At 47.6% G+C, this 6,761-nt stretch carries 4 protein-coding genes; all 4 read right to left on the bottom strand.

What is annotated here, in order from left to right:
• The 4 genes from ADIS_RS23215 to ADIS_RS02220 all read right to left on the bottom strand — a co-directional run bounded on the left by ADIS_RS23215 (position 1) and on the right by ADIS_RS02220 (position 6,466).
• A complete protein-coding gene (locus tag ADIS_RS23215; RefSeq protein ID WP_010852646.1) occupies positions 1-660 on the bottom strand; it encodes a sulfatase-like hydrolase/transferase in 660 nt (219 codons plus the stop codon).
• Positions 611-1,234 carry a sulfatase-like hydrolase/transferase gene (locus tag ADIS_RS23220; protein WP_010852647.1) on the bottom strand — a complete coding sequence of 208 codons (624 nt, stop codon included), beginning with the start codon at positions 1,232-1,234 and terminating at the stop codon, positions 611-613. Before ADIS_RS23220 ends, ADIS_RS23215 begins: the two co-directional genes overlap by 50 nt.
• A gap of 159 nt (positions 1,235-1,393) precedes the next feature.
• Complete coding sequence (locus ADIS_RS22140; protein ID WP_010852648.1) at positions 1,394-3,133, bottom strand: RagB/SusD family nutrient uptake outer membrane protein; 1,740 nt, start codon at positions 3,131-3,133, stop codon at positions 1,394-1,396.
• 111 nt (positions 3,134-3,244) lie between these two features.
• Positions 3,245-6,466, bottom strand: coding sequence for a SusC/RagA family TonB-linked outer membrane protein (locus tag ADIS_RS02220; protein ID WP_162141548.1), 3,222 nt, complete (start codon positions 6,464-6,466; stop codon positions 3,245-3,247).
• Between the last annotated feature and the right edge of the window lie 295 nt (positions 6,467-6,761).

The following is a 6,761-nucleotide window of genomic DNA, read 5'->3' on the forward strand; positions in this document are numbered from 1 at the left end:
TCATTCAGGCTGAACCAGCGTGTAATCGGCATCGTAAAACATTAGATGCCGTACCCTCCAACTTGGAGGCTCCAGAAAAAGGGGCTGAGGCAATCGGTGGTCCCAGTCTCCCAGTTCTTTCAACATGGCTTTTGTCCGATCCAAATGAAGGAGGGCCACGTCATGTTGCTCCGCGATGTCGGTGGACAGATCGTATAGCATGGGAAGTCGGTCGGGCAAACGGATAAGTTTCCAATCCCCCTGCCTGTAAGCCATGGAAACCGTATAGCCCCATTTTAGAGCGCGAGTCGGTATAGATTTACGGGGATCGGTGAGAAATGGTAAAAGATCCATCCCGTCCAAATCCTCCTCTGTGGAAGGTGGTGCGCCAGCTGCGGCCAGAAATGTGGGAACTATATCCAGTGCGGTTACTACTTCGCCAATTTCCATACCCTTGCCCAATCCCTTGGGCCACTTAAAGATAAAAGGAACCCGAATTCCTCCTTCCAACAGGGTGGTTTTTTGTCCACTGAAGGGTGCATTCACCGAGCCATTTGCAATTGGATCGACAGAAGGACCCCCATTATCACTCAAAAACACCACAAAGGTGTTTTCCTCCAACCCCTGCTCCTTAAGCGTGGCCAGTATCTTTCCTACGTTTTGGTCCAGCCGATATACCATCGCGCAAATTGCAATGTATCGGTGACAGAAGACCCTCACCGTCTTTCCTTGCTTCAAAGTAATTATGGCCTCCTCCCAAAAAGCCCCAAAACTCATCAAAACCTCGTTTCACCGGGTGAAAATGTGGCTTTTCGCCCAGATGCCACTTCCCTATCAATCCGGTGGTATAACCCAATACGCTTAATCTGTCTGCCAACGTCCGTTCACTTAGTGGAAGCCCTTTGAATTCAGGATTGAACCCGGGTTGGTCCGGGCCAAAATTGTTGTTGAACCCAAAGCGAAGTTGGTTCTTTCCAGTCAACAAACCGGCTCGCGAAGGGGCACACACGGATGATGATACATAAGCTGTTTTGAAAACTATGCCTTCCGCTCCCAATCGATCGATGTAAGGGGTAGGTATCTGCTTGCTGCCATGCATGCCCAAGTCACCATAACCGAGGTCATCGACCAAAATAATGATCAGATTGGGCCTGTCCTTTCCGACAGAGGCTTGCCAATACATCACCAAACCCAACCCGAAAAGCAAAGAGAAATACTTGGCTTTTATTTTACCTAAATACATCCTAAATACCATCGAAGTATTGTATCGTACCCTATACTTGTTTGGTCCGAATATCTTCCGGACAATCCAACCTAAGACTAAAAAATAGGCAGGGCAAAGGTCTTAAAAAAGACCTCTACCATGCCTATCTGCAAAAGATTTCAAACCCAATCACTGGCTACCGGACACTAACTACCATCCGGGGTTTTGACCTAGGTTCGTATTCAATGTCAACTCATTGGTAGGAAGTGGCATCAAATAATCCCTATTAGGGTTGAAACCAAAGGTGCTTCCCGGACCACTCAGTGCATTCTGATACGGGTCAAAAAACCCGGCCTGATTCCTCGGAACCGCAGGAGCCATGGCAATTAATTCAGGCGTGGCAAAGGTACCTACGAACCTGGTGCCCACCCAATAATTATGCGCTCTCCAACGCATAAGGTCGTCAAACCTGAACCCTTCGGCAAACAGCTCTACCGTGCGTTCCCTTCTGATCTCGTGAAGATAATCGGGTAGTGCATAGCCGTAATTTGGCCAGTTTGGATCCGGCGTAATGTTATTCAGCATCAAGTGCGGCATACCTACCCTATCGCGGATTCTATTGATGGTCTTATCCACATCCCCTTGGGTAAGCGTACCCAACTCTGCTTTCGCTTCCGCATAAACCAGCATCGCTTCAGGCAATCTCATAAAGATATAGTCCACGTTATGGTTTTGTATACCGACTGCGGGATCCACCACAATATGCCGAAACTTTCTAGATTCTATGCCCGTTCCCGAGTTGAGCACATCAGGCCGCAGAAAGAAGGTGGTATCTGTACCTTGGATTCTTCGGATATCGGTTGGTACCATCACCGTCTGAGCAAGACGTGGATCCCGGTTGACCTGAACCAGGTCCAGGGTAGCATCACCCACAAAATGGGGACTCACCGCAATGGGCAAACCATCCTTGCTAAGGAAAAATTTGGTTGCCTCGTAGGTATATCCATACGCATTTGGCCAGTTCCATAGTTGGTTGCCAAAGGTGTTGCCGTGGGTTTCCCGGTCATAGTGCTTGTAAAAGATCACTTCCCGAACCCCCGCATAATTGGTTCTGTTAAATAGATCAGCGTATACCCTACTGGTGTCTCCGGTTACAAGCGAGAAGTTGCCGCCATCGATGATCTGAAGGGCCGCATCGGCCGCCTGCTGTAGGAATCCCCTTCCGTCGGTTTGACCTTCAAAAGGGGTTCCACGGTGGTATTTCTCCCAAGTGCCTTCGTACAGACAAGCCCTTGCCTTAAACATAAGGGCAATGTCCTTGCTAAGTCTAGTTCCCGGAGTAGCCAGCTGATGGCTATGGCGCATTTTTGAAATGGCTATTTCGAGATCGCTAAGGATGAAATTGAACACCTCTGTCCGGTTATTTCTGGGGGCATACAAAATGTCCTCATCGGACTCATTCACGGCACGGTTAATGATTGGTAAGGCCCCAAAACTCTTCATCATTTCGTAATAAAACCATGCCCTGAAGAAATGTCCTTCACCGATGTAGTGGTCTGTCATGTTGGTCCGGGTTTGGACTCTATCAACATTATCGAGAAAATAGTTGATATTTCGGATATTCACCCAGCTCCAGTATTGATTTGACGCTGATGCAGGAACATTGATGGCTCCGTCCAAGCGGGGGGTCCAACTGGCCCCAAAGACATTTATTGCGGGAAGTGCAATATCTGTACCCCTATCTTTTGTGGGGGCAGACCCGCCACCGGATGGTGGCCACCCATCAAAGGTGTCATAGAACGTATTGAGGAAAAGCTCCATATCACCCGTGGAATTCCAAAACTCCGGATCTGAAATCTGATCCAACGGAACCCTGTTCAGAAAATCATCGTCACAGGAATAAAGCATGGTTCCTGCTAGAAATGCGATTACATAATATATTCTGTTCATCTTTTTATAATTTGTGTTTTAAACGCAGGACCTGAGGCTATCTGGATAGAAACAAAACTCCTAACCAAAAACCTTTTAGTCAACTGATACCCTCTGTATTATGACCTTTTGTTAGAAGTTAAGGTTAATACCTCCAGAAAGCGTCCTACTCAACGGATAGGCATCTCCAGATCGATACCATCTACCCGCCAGTGCTTCCGGATCAAAGAACATCAAGCTCGTGAATGTCAGCAGGTTTTCACCCGATACGTACACCCTCGCATTGCTCAAGAGTGCCTTTTTGGCGATATGCTTGGGAATGGAATATCCAACCTGTAGATTTTTCAGCCGTAGGTACGCCGCGTTCTGCAACAGATGGTCGGTAGGCCTAGCGTAGTTCTTTTGGTTCTCGCCAAAGAATTGCGCATAGGGTCTTGGAAAATATGCATCGAAATTGGCGCCCAAAGCACTGGTTTCATCCCTCCAGTAATCCATGTGGCCCTCCAGTACGTTGTTGTGCATAGGACCGGCAGCCGGCCCCCTAAAAACAGCACTCTGCCCAAAACTCCAATCTCTCTTGGCGACACCTTGGAAGAAGACGGAAAAATCAAAGTTTTTCCAGCTTGCTCCCAAATTGAGCCCATAAGTGTAGCGAGGCGTTGTATTTCCCAAAATGGTAAGATCTCCGGGATTGTGCACTGTATTGTCACCGATATCGATTTTGCCATCTCCGTTCAAATCTTTGTAGCGGAAATCCCCGGGACGCCATATACCTGGAAAAATAAAGCTTTGGTTAACGCCCTCGTTGATTTCAGCTTGGGACTGAAAGTGGCCATCGTATCTGAATCCCCATATTTCACCCATGTCTTGGCCAATGTAATAGATATTGTCACCCAACAGTCCAGTTGGATTGGTGTAATTGACCACAATGCTTCTGTAATCCGCCAATTGACCTCTGATTTGGTATTGAAAATCCGATCCTATCGTGTTTTTGTACCCAAATTCAAACTCCCAACCTCGGGTTCTGATCTCTCCCTCATTCCGCTTTGGAACGGTAGTTCCCAACACGGCCGGAAGCGGTCTTCCCGGGGAAACCAGGTCTTTGGTGCGGGTTTCGTACACCTCAAAGGTAAAATCCAATTGGTTGTTCAATAACGCAACGTCCAAGCCTAAGTTGGTGGTCGCCACGGTCTCCCAACTCAGGTTCACGCTATTTAGATTGGGCGCACCAACTGCCCAGGCACGGTCATTGCCAAACAACCACTGATTGGTCTGACGGATGGGCAAGGTAGGAACATACAGGTAGTTGTCTACATCTTGGTTACCCAGCCTACCGTAGGAACCCCTAACCTTTAACAAATCCATGATACCGGATGATGGGAAGAATCCCTCTTCGGAAATAATCCAGCCAGCCGATGCTGACGGGAAAACGCCTCTCCTACGAGTTGGCTCGAACCTGGATGATCCATCCTGCCGCACATTCACTTCTAGAAGGTATTTTCTATTGAAGATGTAATTCAAGCGCGAAAAAACACTTTGGGTACTCCAGTGCCCAATCTCGTCTCTTACCAACTGATCACCCACTGACGTACTAATAGACGGTACTGCATCACTCAACAAGAAAAAGCTACGCGCAAACAGGTTGCTGTAATTCCAAATCTCGTGCTGGTAACCCACCATTGCCTGAAAGTCGTGTTTTCCGAATGTTTTTGAATAGGAAGAATACACGTTCGGGGAGAAATAGGTATTTCTGATCAAATCATTCTCGTACCTTGTTGCCTGCCTGCTTTGGGGTTCCAAGGCGATTTCACCATTGGGTCTTACCCAGGGCCATTGCTTGGCTGTCCTTGTATCTTCAATTTGGTCTGCGGTAAAGTTAAATTGAGCGGTAGTTACCCATCCTTTGATCGGTTCGATGTTGATTTTTGGAGACAATACGATCTGATTGCTCTGGATTCGCTGCCTCATTTGCCGCCATTCCTCCACACGGGTCTGCATGGTCCAAATATCTGAATCAGGGTATTTGGCAGGTGTACCAAACTTGATCTTCCCGATCCAGTTCATATACCAGGCACGTCCAAAATCACCGTTCCAAGGGAAGTCCTCGTTTTCAGACTTGTACTTGGTAAAAAACTCAATGTTCATCCAAGGTGTTACCTTAGCGGCCACTTTGGCATCCACGTTCAACCGGCTAAACGACTCATCTCCAAACCGCAGCAACCCATCCTCCGTGTAGTAACCGGTAGACAAGTAGTAGTTAACGGTCTCGCTGCCACCTGAAATGGCAATATTGTGCTTGGTTCTCATAGACCTATCTCTCATGATAAGGTCTGAAATCCCATCGTTGGCTACACCAAAGGTACCCGTATTCAATATGTTCCAGTCGTTTGCGCCGGGCATGGGAAGCATACCTGGAGCACTTCCCGGATTCAGCAAGTTCTGCTGTAATCGCTGAAGGGCTTCTTCGGGATAAGGCGGTGTACCACCAAAGTTCCTATTGGCATCGTTCAACGCATGCGCCCAATCCATTCCTCCCTGCAATCTGGGCCAGATGGTGGGAGAACTAAATCCAATGTTGTTGGAATAAGAAATACGTGATCCTGTAGTTCCTCTTTTGGTAGTGATCAAGATCACCCCATAGGCTGCACGCGCACCGTAGATGGAAGTAGAGGCCACGTCCTTCAAGACTGAAACCGACTCAATATCGTTGGGATCAATGTCGTTGATATTCATAGGAACCCCGTCCACCAGTACAAATGGAGCTGTACTTCCTTCAAAAGACGCCAACCCACGTATGGTCATCGCCATATCGGCACCAGGCTCGCCGCCGGCTAAGTTGGGCGTGATGACCAGGTTGCTGACCAAACCCTGTAATGCCTGCTGCACGTTGGTTACGGGTCGGTTGGCCATGTCCTCGCCCCTCGCGGTAGAAACGGCACCGGTCAGGTTAATCTTCTTTTGGGTACCGTAACCGATCACAACGACTTCATCCAAACCGGAAAGCTCGGCCTTTAAGACCACGTTGATCGTTGATCTGTTCCCCACAGGTACCTGCTGAGACTGGAACCCGATGAAGGAAAATACCAAGGTGGCATTATCCGGAACGGTAATCGCATACATCCCTTCAATATCGGTGACCGCACCTATACTGGAACCCACGACCGTAACCGTAGCCCCCGGCAAGGCCTCGCCGTTTTCATCGGAGACTTTCCCGGAAACCCTGATATCTACGGGAGCTACATTTGAATTTCCCTTACGAGAAGGTCTTTCAGCCGATTTCTTGGCAACCCGATCATCCTCTCCATTTCCGTTGTTGACCTCGGCAAACGCAACGTTTCCGACGGAACACGCCAAAAGGCATGCTGTTGCATAAATTCGGAACATCTTCGTGTGCGATCGCCAAAGATGCCCTCTCTTTAAAAGGTAAGTGTAAAGTGTCCTCATATCCTTTATGTTTATAAGATAAATAAGGTATAAATATAAAAAACTGACGACGCGGACTATTCAATCAAATTAGCCAAAATGTATACTATATTAACCCAGCTACCATCACGGGAAATAGTGATAACAAGCTAAGTTTATCAATTAAAAAAATCTATATTTTTTAATTGAATTAGGCATTTTGTAAATGATCAAAATCTGCCTATAT

The organism is Lunatimonas lonarensis (genome assembly GCF_000390185.1).
Classification (GTDB): domain Bacteria; phylum Bacteroidota; class Bacteroidia; order Cytophagales; family Cyclobacteriaceae; genus Lunatimonas; species Lunatimonas lonarensis.